The organism is Paraburkholderia sejongensis (assembly GCF_020880815.1).
GTDB lineage: Bacteria > Pseudomonadota > Gammaproteobacteria > Burkholderiales > Burkholderiaceae > Paraburkholderia > Paraburkholderia sejongensis.
The window spans coordinates 215,889-241,500 of the sequence record NZ_JAJITD010000002.1; the positions used below are offsets into that span (position 1 = coordinate 215,889).

General features: G+C 65.0%; 17 protein-coding genes. 2 read left to right on the forward strand and 15 right to left on the reverse strand.

From position 1 onward, the window contains the following. Positions 1–2: 2 nt before the first annotated feature. Positions 3–2,384 carry a xanthine dehydrogenase molybdopterin binding subunit gene (gene xdhB / locus LJ656_RS04530; protein ID WP_230508083.1) on the reverse strand — a complete coding sequence of 794 codons (2,382 nt, stop codon included), beginning with the start codon at positions 2,382–2,384 and terminating at the stop codon, positions 3–5. Between the two features lie 34 nt (positions 2,385–2,418). Continuing rightward, positions 2,419–3,936 carry a xanthine dehydrogenase small subunit gene (gene xdhA / locus LJ656_RS04535; RefSeq protein WP_230508084.1) on the reverse strand — a complete coding sequence of 506 codons (1,518 nt, stop codon included), beginning with the start codon at positions 3,934–3,936 and terminating at the stop codon, positions 2,419–2,421. Positions 3,937–4,283: 347 nt separating this feature from the next. On the opposite strand from xdhA, the gene LJ656_RS04540 reads away from it, so the two are divergent. Further along, positions 4,284–5,495: an MFS transporter gene (locus tag LJ656_RS04540; RefSeq protein WP_230508085.1), complete on the forward strand. Its 1,212-nt coding sequence runs from the start codon at positions 4,284–4,286 to the stop codon at positions 5,493–5,495. A 69-nt stretch (positions 5,496–5,564) separates the two neighbouring features. Here the strand turns inward: LJ656_RS04540 and LJ656_RS04545 are convergent, their stop codons facing one another. From LJ656_RS04545 to LJ656_RS04570, 6 genes are all read right to left on the reverse strand, one after another. Continuing rightward, a complete protein-coding gene (locus tag LJ656_RS04545) occupies positions 5,565–6,857 on the reverse strand; it encodes an oligosaccharide flippase family protein (protein ID WP_230508086.1) in 1,293 nt (430 codons plus the stop codon). A 34-nt stretch (positions 6,858–6,891) separates the two neighbouring features. Beyond that, positions 6,892–8,631 (reverse strand): hypothetical protein, encoded by a 1,740-nt coding sequence (locus LJ656_RS04550; RefSeq protein ID WP_230508087.1) that lies wholly within the window; start codon positions 8,629–8,631, stop codon positions 6,892–6,894. Between the two features lie 57 nt (positions 8,632–8,688). Continuing rightward, positions 8,689–9,642 (reverse strand): glycosyltransferase family 2 protein, encoded by a 954-nt coding sequence (locus LJ656_RS04555; protein WP_329958807.1) that lies wholly within the window; start codon positions 9,640–9,642, stop codon positions 8,689–8,691. 197 nt (positions 9,643–9,839) lie between these two features. Next, entirely contained in the window at positions 9,840–11,039 is a 1,200-nt protein-coding gene (locus LJ656_RS04560; protein ID WP_230508088.1) for a hypothetical protein, read from the reverse strand. A gap of 4 nt (positions 11,040–11,043) precedes the next feature. Continuing rightward, the gene (locus tag LJ656_RS04565) at positions 11,044–12,147 is read right to left on the reverse strand and encodes a glycosyltransferase (RefSeq protein ID WP_230508089.1); all 1,104 of its coding nucleotides are present in this window, start codon (positions 12,145–12,147) and stop codon (positions 11,044–11,046) included. Between the two features lie 106 nt (positions 12,148–12,253). Further along, positions 12,254–14,473, reverse strand: coding sequence for a GNVR domain-containing protein (locus tag LJ656_RS04570; RefSeq protein WP_230508090.1), 2,220 nt, complete (start codon positions 14,471–14,473; stop codon positions 12,254–12,256). A gap of 239 nt (positions 14,474–14,712) precedes the next feature. Between LJ656_RS04570 and LJ656_RS04575 the strand changes: the two genes are divergently transcribed. Beyond that, positions 14,713–15,102 carry a hypothetical protein gene (locus tag LJ656_RS04575; RefSeq protein ID WP_230508091.1) on the forward strand — a complete coding sequence of 130 codons (390 nt, stop codon included), beginning with the start codon at positions 14,713–14,715 and terminating at the stop codon, positions 15,100–15,102. 468 nt (positions 15,103–15,570) lie between these two features. On the opposite strand, the gene LJ656_RS04580 is transcribed toward LJ656_RS04575, so the two are convergent. The 7 genes from LJ656_RS04580 to aspT all read right to left on the reverse strand — a co-directional run bounded on the left by LJ656_RS04580 (position 15,571) and on the right by aspT (position 25,611). Then, entirely contained in the window at positions 15,571–16,815 is a 1,245-nt protein-coding gene (locus LJ656_RS04580) for a glycosyltransferase (protein WP_230508092.1), read from the reverse strand. A gap of 72 nt (positions 16,816–16,887) precedes the next feature. Continuing rightward, a complete protein-coding gene (locus tag LJ656_RS04585; RefSeq protein ID WP_230508372.1) occupies positions 16,888–17,772 on the reverse strand; it encodes a polysaccharide deacetylase family protein in 885 nt (294 codons plus the stop codon). A 71-nt stretch (positions 17,773–17,843) separates the two neighbouring features. Beyond that, positions 17,844–19,088 carry an NAD(P)-binding domain-containing protein gene (locus tag LJ656_RS04590; protein ID WP_230508093.1) on the reverse strand — a complete coding sequence of 415 codons (1,245 nt, stop codon included), beginning with the start codon at positions 19,086–19,088 and terminating at the stop codon, positions 17,844–17,846. 13 nt (positions 19,089–19,101) lie between these two features. Then, entirely contained in the window at positions 19,102–20,292 is a 1,191-nt protein-coding gene (locus LJ656_RS04595; RefSeq protein ID WP_268998501.1) for a carboxylate--amine ligase, read from the reverse strand. A 521-nt stretch (positions 20,293–20,813) separates the two neighbouring features. Beyond that, on the reverse strand, positions 20,814–22,037 hold the full coding sequence (locus LJ656_RS04600; RefSeq protein ID WP_230508095.1) for a pyridoxal-phosphate-dependent aminotransferase family protein: 1,224 nt from the start codon (positions 22,035–22,037) through the stop codon (positions 20,814–20,816). 192 nt (positions 22,038–22,229) lie between these two features. Further along, on the reverse strand, positions 22,230–23,897 hold the full coding sequence (locus LJ656_RS04605) for a bifunctional aspartate transaminase/aspartate 4-decarboxylase (RefSeq protein ID WP_230508096.1): 1,668 nt from the start codon (positions 23,895–23,897) through the stop codon (positions 22,230–22,232). A gap of 31 nt (positions 23,898–23,928) precedes the next feature. Further along, complete coding sequence (gene aspT, locus LJ656_RS04610; RefSeq protein WP_230508373.1) at positions 23,929–25,611, reverse strand: aspartate-alanine antiporter; 1,683 nt, start codon at positions 25,609–25,611, stop codon at positions 23,929–23,931. Position 25,612 lies beyond the last annotated feature (1 nt).

Here is a 25,612-nt window from a genome sequence, read left to right on the forward strand (position 1 = left end):
CGTCAGACCCGCGCCGCAGCCACGGCCACGTCCGCGCTCGCGGAGCGCACCGCGCCGACCGCCTTGAGAATTTCCTCGCTGGTCGCCGGCGCATTGAGCGGCGGATTGACCTTGTGCCCGCCGACCGCCGACACCGCGTCGCGCACCGCGAAGAACACCGAGAACGGCAGCAGCAGCGGCGGCTCGCCGGTCGCCTTCGAGCGATGGATGCTGTCCTCGACGTTGCGGTTCTTGAACAGCTTCACGTTGAAGACCGGCGGCACATCGTTGACGGTCGGAATCTTGTAGGTGGACGGCGCGTGCGTCATCAGCTTGCCGCCCTCGTTCCACCACAGCTCCTCGGTGGTCAGCCAGCCCATCCCCTGGATGAACGCGCCTTCGACCTGGCCGACATCGAGCGCCGGATTCAGCGACGCGCCCACGTCGTGCAACGCATCGGCGCGCAGCACGCGCATCTCGCCGGTCAGCGTATCGATCACGACCTCCGACACCGCCGCCCCATACGAGTAGTAATAGAACGGCCGCCCTTGCAGCTTCGACTGATCCCAGTACAGCTTCGGCGTCGCGTAGAAGCCGTCCGACCACAGTTGCACGCGCGCGAGATACGCCTTGGCGACCACCTCGCCGAACGGCACGAGCGCCTCGCCGACGCTCACCCGGTCATGCGCGAAGCGCACGTCGCGCGCATTCACGCGGCCGTCGCCGAACTTTTCGGCGGCAAACGCGGCGAGCCGTTCGCGCAGCTGCCGCGCGGCATCCTGCGCGGCCTTGCCGTTCAGATCGGAGCCGGTCGACGCGGCGGTCGCCGACGTGTTGGCGACCTTGCTGGTATCGGTCGCGCTCACGCGGATGCGGTTCAGGCCGACGCCCAGTTCATGCGCGACGACCTGCGCGACCTTGGTATTCAGGCCCTGGCCCATCTCGGTGCCGCCGTGATTCACCAGCACCGAGCCGTCGGTGTAGATATGCACGAGCGCGCCGGCCTGGTTGAAGTGCGTGACGTTGAACGCGATGCCGAACTTGACCGGCGTCAGCGCGAGGCCCTTCTTCAGGATCTCGTTGTTCGCGTTGAACTCGTCGATCTGCTTGCGGCGCGCGCGGTAGTCGCTGGTCGCTTCGAGTTCGTCGATCAGCTCGTGAATCACGTTGTCCTCGACCACCTGGCCATACGGCGTCTGGTTGCGCTCGGTCTTGCCGTACAGATTGCGACGCCGCACGTCGAGCGAATCCATACCGACCGAACGCGCGACGTTGTCGATGATGTACTCGATCGCGAACGCGCCCTGCGGGCCGCCGAAGCCGCGAAACGCGGTGTTCGACTGCGTGTTGGTCTTGCCGCAGAAGCCGTCGATCGATACGTCGGAGAGCCAGTACGCGTTGTCGAAGTGGCACAGCGCGCGGGTCATCACCGGCCCCGACAGGTCGGCGGAAAAACCGCAGCGCGAGGTCATGTCCACCGCGACGCCTTCGATCGTGCCGGCGTCGTCGTAGCCGACCTCGTACGTGTAGTGAAAATCGTGGCGCTTGCCGGTGACCATCATGTCGTCGTCGCGGTCCGGGCGCAGCTTGACCGGACGCAGCAGCTTCCATGCGGCGAGCGCCGCGCAGCACGCGAACAGACCCGACTGCGATTCCTTGCCGCCGAAGCCGCCGCCCATCCGCCGGCATTCGATCAATACGTTATGCGAAGCGACGCCGAGCGTGTGCGCGACGAGGTGCTGCATTTCGGTCGGATGCTGGGTCGAGCAGTACACGTGCATGCCGTCGTCGTCCTTCGGCACCGCGTACGAGATCTGCCCTTCCAGATAGAACTGTTCCTGCCCGCCGAGCACCATTTCGCCGGCCTCGCGATGCACCGCGCGCGCGATCTTCGCGCCGGGCTCGCCGCGCGCGATTTTCATCGGCGGCAGCACGTACTGGTTCGCAGCGCGCGCCTGCTGCGCGGTCAGCACCGCCGGCAGCTCCTCGTAGACCACCTCGGCGCGCCGCGCGCCGAGCCGCGCCGCCTCGTGCGAGCTGGCGACCACGATGAAGATCGGCTGGCCGACGTACTGGACCACGCCATCGGCCAGAATCGGATCGTCGCCGTGGACGATCGGGCCGACGTCGTTCGCGCCGGGGATATCGTCGGCGGTGAACACCGCGACTACGCCCGGCGTCGCGCGCACCTTGTCGAGCGAGATCGACACGAGCTTCGCGTGCGCCTTCGCCGACAGCCCGAGCGCCGCGTGCAGCGTGCCGGCCACTTCGGGGATGTCGTCGGTGTAAGTGGCGCGGCCACTCACGTGCAGATGCGCGGACTCGTGCGGACGCGACACGTGCACCTGGGTGAAAACATCGAGGTCCTGAACTTCTTTCAGGAACGGTTCGGCTTGCTGGTTCATCGTTGAGTTCTCCGTATCCTCGTTGGCCCGCCGCTCAGACGCTCGCGCCGGCCGGCTCGACCGCGCGCACGTCGAGCAGGTTCTTCGGCAGCGGATTGTGCGGGCGCGTTTCGAGCCAGAAGCGGTACAGCGTGTTCTTCGCGGCTTCGAGCCGGTAGTCGCTGGTCGCGCGCATGTCGCTGAGCGGCGCGTAGTCCTCGCCGAGCGCGAGCATCGCGGCCCGCGCGGTCGCCTCGTGCCATTCGGCGTCGCGCAGCACCGCTTCGGCCTGCGGCGCGCGTTTGGGCGTCGCGGCCATGCCGCCGAACGCGATGCGCGGCTCGCGGATCGCGGCGCCGTCGGCGATGTAGGAAAACGCCGCGCACACCGCCGAGATATCCGAGTCGAAGCGCTTCGACAGCTTGTAGGTGCGAAACCGCAGATTGGTGCGCGCGCCCGTTCGGGTGGGCACCTTCAGGCCGACCACGAACTCGTGCTCGGCCATGTCCTTCTTCTGATACGCGAGGTACAGGTCTTCGAGCGGCAACTCGCGCTCGATCTCGCCGCCGCGCACGATCACGCGCGCGCCGAGCGCGATCAGCCCCGGCATCGAATCGCCGATCGGCGAGCCGTTCGCGATGTTGCCGCCGAGCGTGCCGGCGTTGCGGATTGGCAGCGACGCAAAGCGCTGCCACATTTCGGTCAGCTCGGGATATTGCTTCGCGATCTCCGCATAAGCTTGCTCGACGCTCACGCCCGCGCCGATCTCGATCCAGTCGTCGTTGGTTTCGAGCTTGCGCAGCTCGGCGATCTGCCCGACGTAGACGACGTTGCCGAGTTCGCGCATCTGCTTGGTGACCCACAGCCCGATATCGGTGCTGCCGGCGAGAATCCGCGCGGCCGGTTCGGCCTGTTTCAGTCCGGCGAGCGCGGCGAGCGTGCGCGGCGCGGCAAAGCGCTGGCCGTTGTGCTCGTAGTGGAAGGTGTCGCCGCGCTCCAGCGCGGCGAGTTTTTCGGCCAGTGCCTGCACGTCGAGCGGCGCGCTCGGCGCGGGTGCGTCGAACATTTTTTCGGCCGCCTCGACGATCGGCCGGTAGCCGGTGCAGCGGCACAGGTTGCCGGTCAACGCGTTGCTGATCGTCTCGCGCGACGGCACCGTGCGATTCGCGCAGCTATGCTCGTGGCCGTGCTTTTCATAGAGCGCCCACATCGACATCACGAAGCCGGGCGTGCAGAAGCCGCACTGCGAGCCGTGACAATCGACCATCGCCTGCTGCACCGGATGCAGCGAACCGTCCGGCTGTCGCAGGTCCTCGACGGTGAACAACGCGCGGCCGTCGAGCGTGGGCAGAAACTGGATGCACGCGTTGACCGCCTTGAAGTCGACGCCGCCCGCCGCGTTGCGCTCGCCGATCACCACGGTGCAGGCGCCGCAATCGCCTTCGGCGCAGCCTTCCTTGGTGCCGGTGCAGTGCGCGTCTTCGCGCAGATACTGCAGCACGGTGCGGGTGACGGGCGCGTCCGCGATTTCGCGGATCGCGTTGCGGTGATAGAAGCGGATCGGCTCGGTCATCTGTCGTTGCTCTCGGCTGTTCTGGGGTCACGCGGAACACGCCGCGTCGATGGTTTGAAAGCTATCACCGTCAAAAAACACAACCCATAGCGCCGCTCGCATGGGGGACATATGCGTCAAAAAATATATGGGTCGTTTTACGGGTCGCCGCGCTTATGTTGCCTGGGGATTTTTGCCGCTTTTAATTGTTTTGTGCGGAATAAAAGCCACGCTCGATGCTGCCGCGCGACAGCGGGAATCGGCCACAACGCGTCTCCAATCCGACTAATAATTAAGCAAACCCTGCACCGGAATCGGTTCCATGTGACAATCACGCACTCCCGCCGATTTCAAGTCTCGTTTTCCCGATGTCCACCGACTCCGCGTCTTCCCGCAGCGAATTTGCGACGACCCTGCAGATCATTCCCGTCGTCTTTTTCACCTTTATCTGTTACCTGACGATCGGCATTCCGCTCGCGGTGCTGCCCGGTTACGTGCACGGCGACCTCGGCTATAGCGCGGTGCTGGCCGGCGCCGCGATCAGCGTGCAGTACCTCGCGACGCTCGCGTCGCGCCCGCTCGCCGGCCGCGCGGCCGACACGCTCGGGCCCAAGCGCACGGTGTCGATCGGCTTGCTCGGTTGCGGCGCGAGCGGCGTGCTGTTGCTGCTCGCCGCGTTGACCGGACACTGGCCGGTGCTCAGTCTCGTGCTGCTGGTGTGCAGCCGCCTCGTGCTCGGTTGCGGCGAAAGCCTGTGCGGCACCGGCGCGATTCTGTGGGGGATCGGCCGGGTCGGCACCTCGAACAACGCGCGGGTGATTTCGTGGAACGGCATCGCCACTTACGGCGCGCTGGCGATCGGCGCGCCGCTCGGCGTCGCGATCGCGCGCTCGATCGACTTCACCGCGCTCGGCATTCTGGTGATCGCGCTGGCCGGGCTCGGCTACTACCTCGCGCGCCTGATCGCGCCGGTGCCGCTGGTGCACGGCGAACGGATGTCGTACCGCAGCGTGTTCACGCGCGTGCTGCCGCACGGGATCGGCCTCGCGCTCGGCTCGGCCGGCTTCGGGTCGATCGCGACCTTCATCACGCTGTTCTATGCGGCCCGGCACTGGCCGAACGCGGCGCTGTCGCTGACGGTGTTCGGCACGCTGTTCATCGGCTCGCGTCTGCTGTTCGCGAACACGATCAAGACCTATGGCGGCTTTCGTGTCGCAATCGCGTCGTTCGCGTTCGAATGCGTGGGTCTGCTGATGTTGTGGCTCGCGCCGGAGCCGCATATCGCGCTGGCCGGCGCGGCGCTGACCGGTTTCGGCTTCGCGCTGGTGTTCCCGGCGCTGGGCGTCGAGGCGGTCGGCCTCGTGCCGCCCGCCAGCCGCGGCGCGGCGCTGTCCGCGTATTCGGTGTTTCTGGATCTGTCGCTCGGCATTACCGGGCCGCTGGCCGGCTGGATCGCCGGCGAATTCGGCTACGGTTCGGTGTTCCTGTTCGCCGCGCTCGCGGCGGCCGCGGCGGCCGTGCTGTCGACCGTGCTGTATCTGCGCAACGCGAAGCCGAGCGGGCTGTCCGCCGCGCGGTAAGCGGTGCAATAAGCGGTGCAATAAGCGGCACGGTACGCAGCGCAATAAGCGGCGCGGCCGCTGCCGCGCCTAATCCTGCTCGGCCGCCGCCAGGTCCTGCTTGAGCGAGGTCTGCGCGCGCACCGCGATCTGGCCGTGATTGATCCGGCTCGACAGGTTGTACACGCCGATCAGCATGAACAGCTCGGTCGCCGCGACCGAACACGCGGTGCCCACGCCGCCCCAGAAGTAGATGCTGACCGGCGCCTGCACCAGATGGAACAGCGCGCCGTACAGATAAACGCGCTTGAGCAGCGACTGGTTGCCCGACGCGATCACCGTCAGCATCACGTGCGTGGTCGTCATCCCGACGATCGCCGGCACGAACACGAGGATGCGCAGGATCCGGAACGTCTCGCCGAACGCCTCGCCGAGAAAGCGCCCGACGAACCATTCGCCGAGCACCGTGAAGCCGACCAGCAGCAGCACCGCCGACGCCGCGAACGCGACCATGAAGCCGCGATTGACCTTGTGGATATACGGGAAATCGTGGCGCTCGTAAGCGACGCAGATCTTCGGAAAGAACGCCTGAATCGCCGGCGCGGTGCACGCGCGCAGCGCATTGGTGAGCCGCTCGGCCGCCACGTAATAGCCGACCGCGCCCGGGCCGCTGATCATCCGCAGCAGGATCACGTTCGCGTACATGTAGACCGACGTGAGCGCCGAGCCGAGAAAGATGTGATACGCCTCTTTCGCCTCGTCGATCACGTCGGACCAGCCGACCCGCACGTTCAGCAAAATCTCGCGCTTCCAGATCAGCACGCCCGTCAGGATCGCGCCGCACACGAAGGTCGGCGCAAATTGCAGCGCGGACGCGAGCATCACGTCGTTGTGGTCCTTCACGAACAGGAACAGCGGCACCAGCAAAGCGACGCGCGTCGCGAGCAGCGTGCCGGCCAGCACCGGCAGGCGCTGGGTGCCTTCGTAGAAGCAGCCGGGCGTGAGCACGCCGCCCCAGATCACCAGCGCGCCGAGCAGCGTCGCGCCGCGTTCCTGCGGCGACATATGCGCGGTGAACGACCACCCGATCAGCACCGCCGAACAGCCGAGCGCGAGAACCGCGCGGCCGGCCGTGGTCGCCCAGTAAATACGGTTGACCTTGATCGGATCGGCGATATGCACCGCGACCTTGCGCGCGCTCGACAGCCCGAAGCCGAAGTCGACGACCACCAGCAGAATATTCGAAATCGACTGCGCGTAGCCGATCACGCCGAGCCCCGCCGGCCCGAGCACATGCGACAGATAGGGCAGCGTAACCAGCGGCAATACGTAGTTCAGCGCGTACACCGAATACAGCGCAATGATGACGTTTCTCGTCGACACAAATCCGTCCTGTTCGCAGTGCGCGGGTCAAAAATCAGGTCGAAAACACAGAATAAGACACGAAACATGCTTCGCTCAGTGCGATATCGATCCTGTTGTAGCGATCATCCGAGTTATTTGCCGCCAATACCGCGCTCTTGACCGCATTGCCGATCAGATTGTTGACCACGGTCTTGTAAGCGCTGTCGGCCGCATCGGTCGCGAACAGGATTTCGGCGAGCAGCGCGTTGCCGCGCGTCGCCGCGCGCAGCACCACGCGGCCCGAGGTCGAGCGCAACACGTTGATCGAGACCCGCGTGGTCTCCGCCGACACCGTCTGATCGCCGCAATGCAGCGCGCTCGCAATCCCGCCGCGCTCGTAGCCCACACCCAGATTCAGCGCGTGCGCGAGGTTGCTGTCCTTGCCGCCCGCGAGCGCGCCGCCGCCCGGATAGGCCTTGTTGAAGCCCGGCACCGAATCGTGCGCGCGGTCGCCGAAATTGCCCTGAATCGTGATGCCGTCGAGCGGCGTGCTGCCGGGCGCGGTCGTGCTGCCGTAGATGAACTGCGGACCGTCGCAGCCGCCGTCCTCGTCGTCCTGGCCGTGCCGGTAGCGGTTGCCGACGATCGTCGCGGCCTGCTGGTAATCGATCTGGATGTGGCAGCTCTGCCCGGGCGGCACCTCGAGATACGAAGGATGCCCGCGCGTCGAGAACTTCCAGCGGCCGAGCTTGCCGTCGCCGGCCGCGCCGTTGCGCGAGAAGTAGTTGCCGTTCACCACCTTGCCCCAGTTGCCGTTCTTCATATAGACGCCGGCAAAACCGTTGCGATCGAGCACCGTGCCGACGATCAGCGATTCGGCGCCGAGAATCACGCCGTAGCGCGCGTTCCACTCGTAGCGTCCGCCGATCACCTGCCAGTAGTTCGACACCAGATCGGCGCCGGCCGTATGACAGAACATGCCGATGCAGTTGAGCAGCGAGCCGTCGGTGTGCTCGATCGCGTAGAAGCCGCGCTCGCACATGTACGCGTAGCAACGATCGAGCGTCGACGTGGTGCCCAGTTCGAAGCCCGCGCGCGAAAAGCCGACCGCGGTGCAGCGGCGCGCGCCGGCCGACGTGTCGAAGCGGATGCCGATCGCGGTGTTGCCGGTGCGCGCCGGATAGTTGGCGAGGTAGTAGATCACCTGCTCGAAGTGCGCGGGCCGCACCTGCACGTGCTCGATGAACGACGACACACCGAGCGTCAATGCCGCCGAGGTCGGGCCGCCCGCGTCCTGGCGTTCGAGAATCGTCGAGCCCGACGCGGCGTCGCTGATCACGATGTATTCGCCGCCGCCGTCGCCGCGTATTCGCGTGCCGGTCGCGGTGGTCAGATCGCCGGTGTAGCGCCAGATGCCGCGCGGCAGATAGAGCCCGCGCGCGCCGCTCGCGAGCGCCGCGCGCAGGTCGTTGCCGCAGTCGTAGCCGGACGCGCCGCGCTGGATCGCCGCGAATTTGCGCGGCTCGACGAAGCGCGCGACGCTCACCTCCATCCCGGCGACGATGTCGCTGAGCGTCTTCAGATAATTCGGCGCGACCGCCTCGGCCGCGCCGCCACGCTCGGGCACGCTCGCGGCGACCCGCATCACGCCGCCGGTGCCCGGGTCCGCAGCCGCGCCGGGACCCGCGAACGGGTCCCGCTCACGCAGTGCGTGCCCCGCCGCGCGCGCGAAGCCCAGCTCGGCCGTGCTCGCGCCGGCCCCGGCCAGGCTGCCGAGCAGGAACGTCTTGAGCGCCTGTCGTCGGCTCTTCATCTACCCCACCCCCATCGCGTCACTCCGTTCTTGTGATGAGCGCCACCGCGAGCCACGTCACTCGACCGTTTGCGCCCGCTCGGCGGCCGCCGGCCGCCCGGCCGCGACGCCGACCGGCACGGCCACCGGCACCGGCATCTGCACCGGGACCGGCAACGCCACCGGGGGCATTCGCGCCTTCGCGCCGCGCATCAAACCCTGCACGCCGGGCGGCGTGAACAGCGGCACCCGGTACTTGCGGCTGAAGCGCCACAAGCTGTTCATGTGCCGTCGTCCCGCCTTGCTCAGAAAGCCCGCTGCCGACGCGCGCTGATGCTCGTGCGTCAGCCGCGCGCCAGGCACGCACAGCACCCGGTAGCCCGCCTGCCAGATGCGCGCACAGAAATCGACGTCCTCCATATAGAGAAAGAAATGCTCGTCCATTCCGCCGAGCTCGCCGAACAGCGAGCGGCGCACGATAAAGCCCGTGCCCAGCACCCATTCGGCTTCGAACGGCAAGCCCGCGCCCCACGCCTCGCGCATCATGTGGCTATCGATGCGGCGCTTGAACGCTTCGAGACGCCCGAGCGGCGAGCGCCGGCCGAGAATGTCGAGCAGCGAATAGAAACGCCGCGCGGAAAACTGCCGCTCGCCGTCCGGGTACATCAGGTCGAGTCCGACGAGACCGACGTCCGCGTGGTTTCTGAACAGCGTCACCGCGTTTTCGAGCGATGCATCGACGAAATAGGTATCCGGATTCAGCACGAGCACGAGTTCGCGCATGCACCCCACCATCCCAAAGTTCACGCCCGCAGCGAAACCCCGATTAATAGACGTCCTGACGAGCCGGACACCCGTCGGCAAAGTCTCTTTCAGATAGGAAAATGAATTGTCAGTGGATGCGTTATCCACGACGACGATATCTTCCTTATCCGCAATCGAAAGTTCGAGTACGGAACGCACACAATTTCCAACCAGTTTTGGCGTGTTGTAATTGACGATCACCACGCTAAACGTTCCCATCAGGTTCATCCCCACCTCCTGCTTTACATCAGGTGTCCGTGGAAACCCCCAAACACAGTTCTTTTTGTTTGCCCCGCCGCACTACCTCACTACCCACTACTCACTACCGCACCGCCTCCTACGGCGCGCGCAACGCACGCGCTTGCCCAACGTCGTTTGCCCCTGCAAACGATCCGACATGCACTGCCTGGCTGTTCGCGACGTGCTCAACTGCGACGCGGTCCGCCCACGTAATCGAACACCGGCAATGTCATCAGGATGAAAACAAACGGCACCACTTCTATCGACTGATAGAACAGCGTTTGAAATAAAGCCGCCCATACGCACAGCGAAATCCGGCTGTCGCGACTAATCAGTCTGGTAATCGAAAACAGCACGCCGTAATAAAACAGCGCGCCCATCAGGCCGACATTGAGAACCTGTTGCAGCACGCTCGATTCGACGATGCCGAATTCCTGCTTGACCGAATCGGGCGCGGAATTGGTGACCAGCCCGAAATACGAACCGGCGATCAGGTTGACCGGCTGCGCGAGCAGCACAGCCTTGTCCCATGCTTCGGTGCGGCCGTCGTTGCCTTCCGACTGCAGGTTGGTCGCGCCCATCATCCGCTCGGTGCCGACGTTCACGACACTGTCGTTGTGACTGCTGAGCGCGCCGCCGAACACCATGATCGCGAGCGTCGCGAAGGTGCCGGCGATGATCAGCTTGCCGTTCCTGACGAGGAAGCGCACCGGCCCTTGCAGGAACGCGAGGCCGAAGGTGCCGAGGATGATCAGCATGCCGCTGCGTGACAGCGCCGAGAAAATCGCGAAGCTCAGCAGCGCGCAGGCAAGACCCGACAGCACGCTCTTGCGCACCAGATAGTCGACGCCGCACAACGACGCGACGATCGCGACGAACAGCGGGTAATGCAGATAGCTGCCGGTCAGCGACGGCGCGCGCAGATTGTCGAAGCCGTACGTGGCGCCCGGCAGATCGATCGGAAACACGCTCTGCTGCTGCGCGAGCGCGACGCCCGCCTCGATCAGCGCGATCAGCACGACGCCCCAATAGGCGAAGCGCGGCCGGATGAAGCGCTTCTGATAGTTCGAGATCGCGTAGAAATAGACGAACAGCGTGAAGATGAACACGAACAGATAGGACAGGCCGAGCTGGCCGGTCTGCGCGAGCGTCACCACGATCGACAGCAGCACCGAGAACAGCGTGCCGAGCACCAGCGCGAGCGAGCGGCGTCCCTCGCTGCCGAAGTACGCGGCGATCGCCGACGGCGACACGTACCACATCAGCAGTCCGACGATGCCGCCGACCTGCACCAGATACGCGGCATCCTTGCCGATCAGGAATTCGAGCACGCCGCGGGTCGCGCACAGCACGACGGCAAGCAGAAAGGCGAGGGTCGCAATCATCGCATCACGCCTGGTAAGCCATCGACGGCGCGCTCACGCTCGCCGCGCCGCCGCGGTAGAGCCGCTCGATCACGTCGGCGAATGCGTCGATCTCGCAGACGTTCAGCAGGTTGCCGTCGTATTCGACGCCTTCCGCGCCGAGCGGAGTCGACACGACCGGCAGTTTGGCGGCGAGCATTTCGAGCGTCTTCAGCTTCACGCCGGCACCGGACAAGAGCGGCACCACGCCGATGTCGGCGGACTCGAAATACTTGCCCGGGTTATCGACGAAGCCGGTCACGCAGATATCGTCGCCATGCAGACGTTTGACCCTCTCGCTCGGATCGGAGCCGACCACGAACAGCTTCAGTTCCAAGCCGCGGCGGCGCAGCGGCAGGAAGGTCGAGTCGACGAAATGCAGCAACGCCTCTTCGTTCTCGCGGCGCTGCATCGCGCCCCAGAACAGGATGTTGCCTTTCTTCACGGTCTGCTCGGAGCGCCGCACGTCTTTCAGGAAAGCCGGCAGCGGAATCGGCACCACCTGCACGTCGCGGATGCCCGGATAGAGGCCGTTGATCAGTTGCGCGTCCTTGTGCGACAGCACCAGCACCTTGTCGGCGAGCTTGAGCAGGCGCTGCTCCAGCGCGAAGGTCTGCCGCGCGAACAGCCAGCCTTCGATGCTCTTGATCCGCAGCACCACCTGCATCTGCACGTCGTGCACGCCCATTACGATGCGCAGGCGATCGCCGAAGCGTTCACGCAATCCCGGCGCATACGGAAAGCACTGCGAAAATTCGAGCCGCACCGTGCTGTAGCGATTGCGCTCGACGAGCTCGCCGAGAAACGCGGCGACCGATTTCGTATAACGCGAGTAAAAGCGCGGCGTAAAACCCAGCGGATTGGCGAGCAGCGACGGCAGCATGTCGAAACGGCTGACCTGTTTCACATACACGTTGCGCACGTTCGCGCGAAACTCGATGTCCTTTTCGGCGACCGGCGTGCGCGACAGGATCAGCACGTCCAGTTCCGTCTCGGCGGCGAGCCGGGTCAGGTAATCGTAGGCCAGACGATGGCCAGCTTGTGGCGCGTTTTTCTGAGGCAGAAAAGGCGTAACGAATAGCTGTTTCATCCGAGCAACCCCTAAATCCCTTCGACTGACGGTGTTGTTGTGATTCGCGTACCGTGGCCCGTGCGCCGCGCCGATACCCCGGCGCGCGGCGCGCGGCACGCCGGTTTCAGTTCTCGTAAGGCTTGTAGATGTAGCTCGCGTGGCGATAGCGTCCGTAGCCGTAGCTGTAGCGCCCCGGCCGCATGCGCAGGCCGTTCATGATCACGCCGCGCACCGGCAAGCCGACCTTCTGCATCTGCCGCACCGACTCGCGCAATTCGCCGATCCCGGTGACGCCCTGACGCGCGACGAAGAACGTGGTGCCCGCCACGCAGGCCAGCCGCATCGCGTCGGAAGCCAGCAGCACCGGCGGCCCGTCGAGCAGCACGACGTCGTAGTTGCTGGCGACCTGGCGCACCAGCGCTTCGAGCCGCGGGTTCGACAGCAGGTCGCTCGGGCTTGCGACCGGCCGGCCGCTCGCCAGGAAGTCGACGCCCGGGAAGCGCGTCGCGCGAATCAGCTCTTCGGCCGGCTGCGTGCCCTGGATCAGATCCGACAGACCCGGGCCGCGATCGCCGCCCAGGTGGCGGTGCAGGAAACCGCGCCGCAGGTCCGCGTCGACGATCAGCACGCGCTTGCCGGTCGCGCCGATCACCGCGGCCAGATTCAGCGCGACGAACGACTTGCCGATCCCCGGCGTCGGGCCGGTCACCAGCACGACGCGATTGCGCGCCTTGGTCATCGTGAATTCGAGCGCGGTGCGAAAGCCCCGCAGACTTTCGATCGCCGGATCGATCACCGCTTCGCCGGCCAGCACGAGACTTTGCGACGGCGAATGACGGCGGCTGTTGGCGAACTTCTCTTCCTGGCGGCTGAACGGCACGCTCGCGAACACCGGCAACCCGGTGCGCAGTTCGACTTCGTACGGATCGTCGATCGCGTCGAACAGACGCTGGCGCACCAGCGCGATCACCACGCCGACGAACAGGCCCAGCATCAGCGCCGCGGTGATGATCAGAAGCGGCTTGGGCCGCACCGGCGTATCGGGCGCGACCGCGCCGTCGACCACCCGCACGTTGCCGGCCTTGCCCGCCTTGATCAGCTTCAGCTGTTCGAGCGTGTTGCGCAGCGTGGTATCGAGTTCGGTGCCCACCTGCACGTCGCGCTGCATGCGCAGCACGTTCTGTTCGAGCGGCGGCAGCGATTGCGTGCGGCTCGCGATCTGCTGCGCTTCCTGGCGCGCGGCGGCCAGTTGCGCGTTGACCGATTGCACAGCCGGGTGTTGATCCGTGAAACGCGACAGCAATTCGTTGCGCTTCTGTTCGAGTTCGGCCTGACGGGTCTGCGCCTGCACCGACAGTTGCAGCAGGTTGGTCGCTTCCTCGCCGAGATCGACCGTGCCGTGCTTCGCGCGGAACTGGTTGAAGCGGGTTTCCGAATCGGACAGTTGCTGGCGCAGTTCCGGCAGCTGCATTTCGAGGAAGCGGATCGAACGTTCGGCTTCTTCCGATTTGCGCTTCACGTTCTGGCTGACGTACTCGCCCGCGATGGTTTCGAGAATCGCGCTGATCCGCTTCGGATCGCTGCCTTCGAGCGACACGCCGAGAATGTCGGACTCCTTGCCTTTTTCGGCGATCGACAGATCGTGGCGCAGCTTTTCGGTGGTGGTCAGCGTCGACTGGCGACGCAATTCGAAGGTCGCGCCCGGATGCGCTGCGATCTTGTCGACCAGCAGCGTGATCGGGCCGTAGTTGGTGGTCGCGGTGAGCGGCTGACCGATGGTGCCGTCGAGTCTGAGCTTGCCGTATTGCAGCTCGTAGCTCGAGCCTTCGCCCATGCGCAGCACGAACGTCTTGTCGAACAGCTCCTCGGGCACGTCGAATTTCGACACGCTGATGCTCTCGCTGCCGTACACGTAGCCGTGCGGTCCGGGGGTCGACAGACTTTCCGAATGGCGCGCGAGCCAGCTGCCGAACAGCGGGTAGTAGCGCGGCGTCGCTTCGATCGCCAGATTGAGCTTGTCGACCGCGCGGCCCACCACCATGCGCGAGCCGATCACCTGGGCTTCGCCGGAGGTCGCGGTCTTCACGTCGAACATCGCCGACACGTCGCCGAGCACGCTCTTGGACGAGGTGTTCGCGTTCTCCTCGACCTGCACGAGGATGTCAGCGCGATATACCGGCTGGGAGAAGATCGTATAACCGACGCCGAGCGCGAGCGCGACCGCGGTGGTGATCGCAATCAGCTTGCGATTGTCGTACAGCGCATCCAGATAATTCGCGAAGCCTGCCGGCGGATGTTCGCTGTTGTTGTTCCGGCTATCGAACGGTGCACTGCTCGGGTTCATGCGCGTTCTCCCTAAGTCTCGACGGTTGCCACTTCCGACCGGCGCCGCGAGGCGCTGCGCCTCGTCATCGACTGCCGTTGCCGCATCCAGTTAAACCTGCTCCGTGCGCTCCACCCCGTGTGAACCGAACCGGACCAGGCGATTGACGCCACTTCAATTGCTTCTTGTTCAAAAACACCTATGCGATTTCAGGAGGTTTTCCTATAACATCGCTTCACACGCTTTTTACGGAGACCGAAATGAAAAAACTACTCGCCGCAATTATTCCGGTACTGCTTACTGCTCCAGCCGCTTTCGCGCAAAGCACGGTATCCGCTGCCTCGTCGCCTTACGCACCGCGCTATGTCGAAAAACAGTCGCAGCTCGATGCGATGAAACCTCATGCCGCCAGCTCCACTGCCACTACGCTTTACGGCTCGGCGCCGGATTTCGCGTACGCGAAAAAGAATCGTTATGTGGCGCCCAACGTCTACACGGAAACTCAGAACAGCCGGCCAAAACAGAAACGTTCACGCGTCAGTCAGCCTGCCCGCACGAAAAACCCGGCGGACCCTTACAGCAACGATTTGTGGAATTCAGACCAGACCTACGCGTCTCCCCAGACCTCCGATCCGTACAGCGTGCGCTGAGCGCTCACTGCCGGATTTCCCCGTTTCACCGTGGCCGCTCGTGCGGCCACGCTCTTTTGTGGGATCGACTGGGTGCCGGGCCTTGGTGACGAAGTTTCCCCGCTCAGTCGAGTCCCGTGCGCGTCGTCGCGCCAACGTCACGACCTGCTCATACCACTGTTTTGATAACCACTGGCCTTCTCCCGGCCATTAATCCGACCATTACCGGGGTCGGCGCCGGGCTTGCGGCATTGCTATTGCTTGTTGCTATTGCCGTGTCACGTTTCGCGCTTCAGCGCGTGAATAACGCCTTTCTCTGGCCATCATATTATTCAGAGTTACCCTGATTTCAACGTTCGGCAGCGCACACAAAAGCCATTACCCGGTGCCGCTTGCTTCAGACGAATACCGCACTAAAAAATGACGCGATTGGCGGCTAATACCGCGCGTTTTATCGACGTCATTTTTCCTATCATCTGCAAATACCTTTTATGGCGCCGGACGCGGATTATTGGCGAAGCGCGGCGGCCGGCCGCTTGCCACCAAAGGGGCCGGTTTCTCGCCGATGTGCATGATTTCCGCGAGCCGCTGCGCGTAATGCGCGGGCCGATAGTCGCCGACGTTGTAGCTTCTCGTGTCGTCCGCCAGATGCACGGCCAGTTCGTCGAGCGCGCGCGTGAGGCTGGCCGGATCGAAGTGGAACTTGATCTTGTTGCCGACCCCTTCCGCGGTATTGGCCATCGCGCCGCCGTCGCGAATCAGCACCGGCAGCCCCAGCATCGCCCCTTCGATCACGACCAGCGGCGCGTTTTCCGCGCCCACCGACGACACCACGATCGCATCGGCGAACTCGCGGATCGCGGGAAACAGCTGCTGCTGCGGCATGCTGCCGAACAGGATCAGCTTGCGCTGCTCGATCAGTTGCGCGTAGCGCTGCTCGATCGTCGCGCGATCGGGCCCGTCGCCATACACGCCGATACAGCCGATCCGCTCGAAGCCGGTCGCCTGCGCGAGCTGCAGAAATTGCAGCAGGCCTTTTTCCGGCGAAATGCGGCCGACGAACGCGATATTGAAGCGCTGCTTGTCGCGGACCACCACCGGCGGCAGCGCGTCGGGCACTGCGGACGGATTGCGCACCAGCACCGTGTTGCGGATCCCGCAGCGATGCAGCGCTTCCTCCATGAACTCGCCCGGACAGATGATCTTGTCGAACACGCGAGCCGGCTGATACATCGCCCGGATCGCGTGCCACCAGGCCTTGGTCATCAGATCGTGCACCAGCCCCTTCGGGGTCGGCCGCAACATGAACACCGCGCGGGTGCGCAGCGCGTCGAGCGGCAGGATGATTGGGTGTCCCTGGCGATCGAAGTACTGCAGCGACGGGTTGTAGTACACGAGGTGGTAATCGTGGCAGGTGTGATACACGAGGTAGCGCAGCTCGCGCTGGTGCCGCGCGAGCACCGCGAGAATCGATGGCGACAGCAGGTTGTGATAGTTGTGCACCATGATCCGGTGCGGCCGGTAACGCAGCAGCGTCTTTTCCAGCGCGCGCGCGGCGCTCGTGTTCCACGACCGGGTCAGCTTGGTCGAGCGCGCGCAAAACCGGCTGTCGTCGAAGCGTTCGACCTCGACGCCCGGCAGGGTGGCCAACAGCGCCGCGCATTGTTGATAGACCACTTCCGCACCGCCCTTCTCGACGAAATCGTTGATCACCAGTACCCGGCAACGCTGCATGCTGCTCTCCTGTCGAATGCCCCTGCAACCGTCACCCGAAGGCCAGGACGGTGATGCGAACGGACTGTCTGTTCAGAACTGCGGAAACCTGCCGCGCCAGCCCCCGCCGGCTTTCAGATACCGCAGAAACAACGCGACCCCGCTCAGCTGCGCGGCAAAGCGCAGCGTCGATGCGCGGTCGTCGATGATGATCGTGGGCAGCCGCAGCGGATCGCTGCGCTGGTCGCACCAGCCGATATCGCAGGTGCGCGCGCTCGTGAAGCCCGCGCGGCGCACCAGTTCGACTTCGCGCTCGCCGTAGTTGCCGTTCGGATACGCGAAGTGCTCGCACGGCTGCTGCAGCATCGCCTCGATTTCATGGCGGCTTTCGATGATTTCCGTCGCGCTCTCGGCGTCGCTGCATTTGGTCAGGATCGGATGAAAGCGGGTATGCGCCTGGAAGTCGACGTGCGCGCGCATCGCCTGCATCTGCTCGAGCGACAGACCGGTCGCGCGGTCGTCGCCGTCCTGCTGGTAGCCTTGCGCGGCCAGCGCGGCGAGACGCTGCTGGTTCGTCATCTGCTTGAGCTGCTCGTGACCGGCGCGCAGCGAACCGGGATGCAGCCACCAGTGACTGCGGTTGCGCCCGACGATGCGGCTGCACAGAAAAATGGTCGGCCGCACGTTGTGCTTGATGAACACCGGCAGCAGCGCCGCGTTGCCGGCGTGGCCGTCGTCGAGCGTGATCGCCGCGCGGCGGCGGCCGCGGCTCGGCGCACTGACGTCGGTCAGCGGCACCAGCTCGCACAGGGTCTTCAGATAGGTCAGATGGCGATCGAGCGTGGCCGGATCCGGATCGTGATAGAGCAGCACCGCGACGCGGTCGCGCCACAGCGCCACCCGCGTGAGCCACGCTAGCCCCGAGCCCACCACGAGGGCCGCCAGCAGTTCCTTGACGAGCCCCTTGAAACGTTTGATGCGGCTGCGGCGATAGTCGTCGTGCGGGCCCATCGCCGGGCTGCTCCCGGCGCCCATTGCATTGGATTTGCTCACCTGGATGCTCCGGCAGCGGCGCGCGGACGGCGGGCAGGCGCGCGCTGCCGCGCATCCGCCTTCAGCGAGCCGGATAGATGGCGCGCCACCGTCGGCGACGCGTGCTTGGTGCCATACACGAAGCGCATCACCGGCCCGAAGCTGTGCGCGGACGCCGGTCCGATCACATACAGGCCGCTCACGCGTGTTTCGTAGTGCGAGTTGAGTTCGGGCATGCCGCCCTGGGTCGACAGCGCCTCCGCCAGTTCCCGCGACAGGAACGCGTGCTGGCGCATGTCGGTGCGAAAACCGGTCGCGGCGATCACGTGATCCGCGCTCACCCGCTCCTGCCTGCCGTCGCTCAGCACGTCCAGCACGACCCGTTCGTTTTCGATCGCCGCGCTGTTCACCACCGTGCGATGCGAGATCCGCACCTTGTCGACCACCCGGTCGTGCAGCCACCACGCGCCGGACGCGCCATACGAGTGATCCATGATCAGGCGGCGCCGGGCCGGATCGAGCCGATGGAACAGGCCCGGGCATTCCGACAGAAACAGCGAGCGCCAGCCGCGCCCGAGCCCCGCGTCGGGCGTCTTCAGACGCGCCAGCAAACGGCGGCCGCCCTGCGGCCGCTCATGCCAGACCACGAGGTCTTCGCGCATCAGCACGTGCGCGCGCGCGCCCAGTTCGTGCAGCAGCGCGGACAGGCCGAGCGCCGACTGGCCGCCGCCGACGATCGCAATGTCCTTGCCGCTCGCCCATTCGAGATTGCCGTAGCGCTCCGAATGCGACGCATAGCGCGCGGGCAGCCCTTGTAGCGGCGGCGGTGTTTGCGCGAAGCCCTTCAGGCCGAGCGCGATCACGACCTTGCGCGCGGTGAGCGCGCGGCCGTCGGTCAGCAGCAACTGGAATTCGTCGTCCACCCGACGCAGCGACAGCACGTCGGCCTGCTGGGTCTCGCCGACCAGATTCGCCTGGAACCACAGACCGTAGTCGACGAAGGTTTCGAGCGGCAGCGCCATCCCGAGCGCGCTGTACGCCAGCCCTTTGAGGCGGCAGTAATCCTCGACGGTGAAGCCGCTGCGCGGCGCCTGCAGACTCGACGCGAACGCTTCGGAGCGCAGCATCATGCCCGGCGGCATGTAGTGGCGCCACGCGCCCATCGGCTCGCCGATGATCTGATGGTCGATCCCCGCAGCTTTCAGATGCGCGGCCAACGACAACCCATACGGCCCCGCACCGATAATGATCGTATCGGTCATTGCTGGTCTCCAGTCATGCTTTTGCCTGGCGCGATTGCGGCGCTCCGAGCGCTCTTTTCAGGCTGCGCTTCATCCGTCGCAGCGGGTTCATTACCACATAGTGCTGCAAGGCCGGAAACGGATCGCTCCAACGGAAATAGCCGTCGACGATCTTCGTCTGCGCGCTCAGCAACTCGCGCGGCGGCCGGTCGGTGAAGGTCGCGCGCCACGCGACCGGCACCCGGCTCTGACGTTCCGGCAACTGCGGCAAACCGAGTTCATGGCGGTACGCGGCGAGCGGAATGTTGACGCCGCAGAGCGTCGCGATTTCCTCCTGCCAGTCCGTACGGCCGACCGTCGGCTCGACGATCACAAACTCGTTGTAGTTGTCGTCCCACTTGTATTCGATGCTGCCCATCCCCTCGAAACCGGCCTGTTCCGCGAACGCGCGCGTGAGCGGCTCGAGCTGCTCGCGCGCCTCGGGCGCGGCCACGCAGATCGCGGTATTGCCGGTGCCCGGGGGCGAACTCAACACCTTGCGGCCGGTGAACATGCTGACCATATGCCCGCCACTGCCGCGGTAAAACAGCGTGAAATGGATGTTGCTGTCAGGCCCTTCGATCCATTCCTGCGCGATGATGCCGCCCGGCGTCGCAAGCATCGCGACCGCCATCGCGCGCGCCGCGGCCAGCGTGTCGACGCGCACCGCGCGGTCCTTCTCGCCGCGCAGCACGTTGCGCTTGTCGTCCGGTTTCAGCACGCACGGGTAACGCAATTCGGCCAGCCGCTCGATGTCGCCGAGACTGTCGAGCACCACCGAATGCGGGACCCGAAAGTGATGCTGCTGCGCGAATTCATGAAAGCGCGCCTTGCTCGACAGCATCTTCACGGTATCGTCGACCGGCAGGCGGAAGCGAAACCAGTGCGACAACAGCTCGCGGTTTTCCGACACCGCATGAACCGCGTCTTCGTCGGTCAGAATCAGCACCGGCGGACGATCGAAGCGTTTGCCCAGTTCGATCATCTCGTCGACGAATACCTTGCCGACAAAGCTTTTCACCTGATGCGCGTGAACATGGCGGCACCAGGTCCCCGCGCGCGTTCTCGTATCCACAGCCACAACCGGCACATGAGCCTGCGCTAGCGAACGCGCGACCCCCAGTCCATTCAATTCCGCACCAACGATTACCCCAGCCGATTGCTCTGCATCGTATGCACTCGCCATAGTCTCGATTTCCTTGCTTCGTACGTGTGTGATCCCTCGAAGCCAGGCTTCGAGAAACCACGCGATCGAAAGTCGAATTGGATAGAAACCCGTTTTGTCGCCTCGCGGGGGCGCTTTGGCGTTTCCTGCTTTTTTGTATCGGCGAAATCCTGCATGAGCGCGGCAGGCGCGTTCGGCCACGCGCCGTGTGTCGAACATGAGCTTTTCGATTACCGCAGCGGGAGCATTGCGCTGCTCCCGACGTGAATTACTCTACGTTTCCACCGGGACGGAATACGTGCGGCGGCGCACAGAGGGCAAGCAAAAGTAAGAAAACGTTAAATCCCGACGAAAAGGCCCAGATCCTTACGCCGTAAGGGTTTCGGAGGAATGCTTAATTGTTATGTAAAAGCATGGAGAAGCGCGCGATTAACGCCACGCGATAATGGCGGAATACGACTTCCTTATCCGACTATAAAGTGCTGGAACGCACAAAGCCGCGCCGCGAAATTGCCTCCGCGGCGCGCGTGATCGAAACGTTTTTATTTGCCTTCCGATAAACCTCGTTCGAGCGCCGCGACGCCGGCCGGCAGATCGACCTTGACGCCCAGGTCGATCATCGTGCGGCCGAGCGCGTGCACGGTGCGAAACAGGTTGTGCTCGCGGCACTGTTCGCCCATCTGGCCGATCCGCACGATCGGCAGACCGAACGAACCGGCGATCTCCACGCCGTGCTGCCGAGAAATATGCGCGCAGACTTCGGCCGGACTCGGGCCGGCGGGCATCTCGATGCCGATCACCGAATTGAGCCGGCAATGCTCAGGCGCATACAGTTGCAGGCCGAGCGCGGTGACCCCTTGCTGCAGTGCGAGCGAACATTTCAGGTGACGCGCGAAGCGTTTTTCGAGCGTCTCCGCGCAGACCAGCCGCAACGCCTCGTGCAGCGCGAGCACGCCCGACACCGGCGCGGTGTAGTGATAGCCGGCGTTGTGCCAGAAGTTTTCGGCCAGCGACGCGTCAAGACACCAGTGCGTATTCGGAGCGGTGCGCCCTTTCACGCGCGCCCACGCGGCCTCGGAGAACGCGATCAGCGACACGCCGGGAATCGACGACAAGCCTTTCTGGCCGCCGGTGATCACCGCGTCGATGCCCCACGCGTCCATCTCCAGCGGCATCGTGCTGAGCGTGCAGACCGCGTCGACGATCACCAGCGCGCCGGCTTCCCGCGCGAGCGCGGCGATCTCCTTCAGGTGGTGGTTCCACACCGTGTTCGAGGTTTCGCCCTGCACCATCGTGACCATCTCGGGACGCTCGCGGCGAATCGCTTCGGCGACCTGCTCGACGCTCACGACGCTGCGGTCGGCCACTTCGAGCGTGCTCACACGCGCGCCGACGCGCCGGCCCATCTCGCCCATGCGGTCGCTGAAGAAGCCGTTTTTGATGCACAGCACGCGGGTGCCTTCCCAAGCGAGGTTCGAAATCGCCATTTCCATCGCCGCGGAACCGGGGCCGGCGACGCCGAGCACCCATTTCGACTCGGTCTGGAACACGTAGCGCGCCATCGTCTTCACCTGGTTCACCACCTTCGCCATCGTGCTGCCCAGATGGTTGATCACGATCGCATTGGCCTTGGCGACCGCGGCGGGAATCGGCACGGGACCGGCGCCCATCATCAGCAGCGGCTCTTCGGGCAGGATGGCGTCGAGCGATTCGACAACCGGACAGGGGACGGACGAAGCGAGGGTCGTGGTGGTGGAAATCGGCATGATCGGTACGGGTGAAGGGTCTGGTGCGGAGGAACCCACGCAAAGGAACGAGCGCAAAGGAACAAACGGCCTCGCGGCGATGAAGCCCGCGAGGCCGTCCGGCCGATCATTCACCTAACCACGCGATTGCGCAAGTACCATGCAACCGGCGCCGCCCGATACCGTACCGTCCGGGCCGCCGGTACAGTTGCGTCACTTCACGCGCGTCTTGTCGAGCTTTTCGCCGGTCGCCGCGTTGAAGCGCTCGACATATTCCTCGATCAGCCGGCGGATCGCGCGGCCGATCTGCCGGTAGTCGGCCTCGTTCAGATTGGCGAGCGACACCCGTCCCGACGGATGCTGGGTGCCGAAGCCGCGCCCGGGCAGCACCACCACGCGCGCCTCGCGCGCAAGCCGGAACAGCAGCTCGGTCGGCTCGGTGTTCTCCTTGAGCCAGTCGACGAACTTGCGCCCGAACGCCCGCTCGCCGAGGAACTCGATGTCGAGAATCGTGTAGTAGTCCACCTGATTCGGATCGTCGTCGTGAAACGAGATGCCGACCTCTTCGTAGAGCGCCTGCTTGCGCTTGCGGATCAGCCGCTTGAGCGCGTTCTTGTACGCGTCGGGCGTGTCCATCAGCGAGAACAGCGAAAACAGCACCATCTGCACCTGCTGCGGTGTCGACAGACCGGCCGTGTGATTGAGCGCGACAGTGCGGCTGTCGGCCACCAGCCGGTCGATGAACTTCAGCTTGTCGGGCTCGGTCGTGATCGATTCGTAGCGATGGTGCAACTGCTTCTTCTGCTCGGCCGGCAACTCGCCGATCAGCCGGTCCAGCACGTTGTCGCGATGGGTCGCGATCGTGCCCAGGCGCCAGCCGGTCGCGCCGAAATACTTCGAATACGAATAGACGAGGATCGTGTTCTTCGGCGCGAGCGCGAACAGCGACACGAAGTTGTCGGCGAAGGTGCCGTACACGTCGTCGGTGAGCAGAATCAGGTCGGGGCGTTCCCGCACGATGTCGGCGATATATTCGAGGCTTTCGTCGTCGATCCGCACCGACGGCGGATTGCTCGGATTGACGAGGAAGAACGCCTTCACCTTCGGATCGCGCAGCTTGTCGAGTTCCTGCTTCGAGTACTGCCAGTCCTTCGCGACATCGGCTTCGAGATTGACGACCTTGAGCTGATAGTCGTTCAACTGCGGAATCTCGATGTACGGGGTGAAGATCGGCATGCCGAGCGCGATCGTGTCGCCGGCCTTGATCAGATGGTTCTCGCGCAGCGTGTTGAAGATGTAGGTCATCGCCGCGGTGCCGCCTTCGACCGCGAAGATGTCGAATTCACCGACGAACGGATGCTTGCCGATCATCTCGCGCCGCAGGTACTGGCCGACGATGATTTCGGACAGCTTGAGCATGCGGTCGGGCACCGGGTAGTTCGACGCCAGAATGCCTTCGCACATCTCGTACAGGAAGTCGCCGGCCGACAGCCCCAACTGGTCGCGCACGTACGACACCGCGCCGCGCAAAAAGTCGATGCCGGGCACCCCGCGGTTCTCGCGCAGGAACAGGTCGAAGCGCTCTTCCAGACCGTCGCGGCGCGGAAAGCCGCCGACGCCCTCGGGCAGGTATGCGAACGAGCGCTCCGACTCGCGCATCGCGAACAGGCCGAGCTGCCAGAAGCCGTGGCGTGGGATCGTCGCGAGAAAATTCGGATTGCCGCGGCCGGCATTGAGCATCGCGACGTTCGCCGGCCGCTCGACCGCGCCGCCGCCCGCCGCCTTGATCAGTTCGTCCTTCAGCTCGAACGGACTCAGCGCGGCCAGACCGGCCTGCGCCGCCGCGTCCGGGCGTTTCTTCTCGCCCTTCTCTTTTGCCATGATGGGTTCTCCAATGAAGAGGTAAAGACGCTTACACCAGCCCGACCACCAGCGGGCCGAGCAGCGTCAGCGCAACGTTGGCGATCGCATAGGTGATCGCGAACGGCACGGTCGGCACCGCGCTTTCGGCCTTGTCGAGCACGCCGCCGAAGGCCGGGTTCGCGCTGCGCGAGCCCGACAGCGCGCCGGCCAGGATCGCCGCGTTGTTGTAGCGCAGCACGTAGCGGCCGAACAGCATCGTCAGCAGCAGCGGAAACAGCGTGACGAACACGCCGAGCAGGAAGATCGTCACGCCGCTCTGCTTGACCGTCACGACCGCCTGCAAGCCCGAGTTCAGCCCGACCACCGCGACGAACGCGGCGAGCCCGAAGTCCTTCAACAACTGCGAGGCGGCCGACGGCATCGCGCCGTACATCGGATGCTTGCCGCGCATCCAGCCGAACAGCAGGCCCGCGAGCAGACAGCCGCCGCCCGAGCCGAGCGTGAGCGGCACGCCGCCCACGTTGACGACGATCAGCCCGATCAGCAGACCGATCACGAGACCGACGCCCATGTAGATGAAGTCGGTCTTGTTGCTGTACGGCAACTCGTAGCCGGCGGCCTCGACCGCGCGTTTGGTGTCTTTCGGCGAGCCGTAGAAGGTGATCACGTCGCCGTGCTGCAACTCGGTTTCCGGCAGCACCGGTAGCGGCTGCCCGGCGCGCGACACGCTCTGCACGTAGACGCCGTGGCGCAGGTCGCGATCGAGCATCGCGCGGGCGGCGGCGATCGTCGTGTGATTCATTCCCTTGCGCGTGAACACCGCTTCGCGCGTTTGCATCACCGCGCCGAAATCCTCCGCGTCGCCGACCTCGTTGCCGTGCGCGCCGAACGCGACCACGGCCTCGCGGCGGCCCACCACCAGCACGATGTCGTCGGCTCGCAGCACCACGTCGGGCGCCGGCTCGAGCGGCTGGCCGCCGCGCTTGATGCGCTCGATCGTCAGGCCGTCCTCGTGCAGCGACTCGACCGCCTTGACGGTCTTGCCGGCGCTGAAGTCGATTTTGTAAGCACGCCCAACCAGTTCCGGCAACGCCAGCACCTGACCGGGCCCGCGCGACGGCCCGCCCGCGGATAGCTCGCGCTCCGCTTCGAGCGACGCCTCGCGCAGGCCCTGCCCCATGAATTTCGGCAGGATGTTCACGCACACGATGATCGCGCCGAGCGAGCCGAACACGTAGGTCACCGCGTACGCGATCGCGACGTCCGACTGCAGCGACTTGACCTCCTCGGCCGGCAGTCCGAGCCGCGCGATCGCGTCGCCGGCGGTGCCGATGATCGCCGACTGGGTCAGCGCGCCGCCCGCGAGTCCGGCCGCGAGCCCCTTGTTCAGATGGAACAGCTTCGCGCACACCACCACGGTGATCAGCGCGCTGACCGCGAGGAACACCGCCATCGCGATCTCGCGCAGCGTCTTGCGATTGAGCGAGTTGAAGAAGCCGGGCCCGGAGTCGTAGCCGACCGCGTAGATGAACACCGCGAACATCACCGACTTCACGCCGTTGTCGATCGTCACGCCTGCCTGGCTGATCACGACCGCCGCCAGCAGCGAGCCGCCGACCCCGCCCAGCTGGAATTTGCCGAAGTTGATCTGGCCGATGAAGTAGCCCGCCGCGAGCGACAGGAACAACGCCATCTCGGGGGATTTGTGAAAGATGCTGTGTAGCCAGTCCATC